This is a genomic window from Campylobacter sp. 2018MI10 (assembly GCF_018501175.1).
In the GTDB taxonomy this organism is placed as follows: Bacteria; Campylobacterota; Campylobacteria; order Campylobacterales; family Campylobacteraceae; genus Campylobacter_E.
Genome location: NZ_JAHCZD010000083.1, coordinates 1 through 458, shown reverse-complemented (window position 1 = coordinate 458; position 458 = coordinate 1). Strand labels below are relative to the sequence as shown.

Here is a 458-nt window from a genome sequence, read left to right as displayed (position 1 = left end):
ATCTACCATAAACAAAAAGGTGAAATTGTCAGTAAAAAAGACGATCGTGGAAGAAAAACTATATATGATACCTTGCCAAGACAATTTAGCACTTGGCTTAGCGTAGGTAGGCTGGATTATGCAAGTGAAGGCTTACTTTTGCTTACAGATTCTCCTGTGATTGCCGATGCTTTAATGCATAGCGATTTAGAAAGAGAATACTACCTTAAAGTTAAAGGCACGGTGAGCAAACAAGTCATCGAAGCCATGCAAAATGGACTTGAGATTAAAAATGAAAAAAAAGGCGCACATGCAAAAACTAAAATTACCTCTATGAGTTTTGCTCCTTTTATAGACTTTGAAATTTTTGGATCAAGTGGAGGCTATACTAAGCTTAGAGTGGTTATAAATGAAGGTAAAAATAGAGAGCTTAGACGCTTTTTTGGACATTTTGATCTTGAAGTCATGGATCTTAAGCG

General features: G+C 36.0%; 1 protein-coding gene. It reads left to right on the top strand.

All coding sequences use genetic code 11. The features are described 5' to 3' along the window. On the top strand, positions 1–458 hold a 458-nt coding region (locus KJR01_RS09775), incomplete at both ends, for a pseudouridine synthase (RefSeq protein ID WP_214119044.1).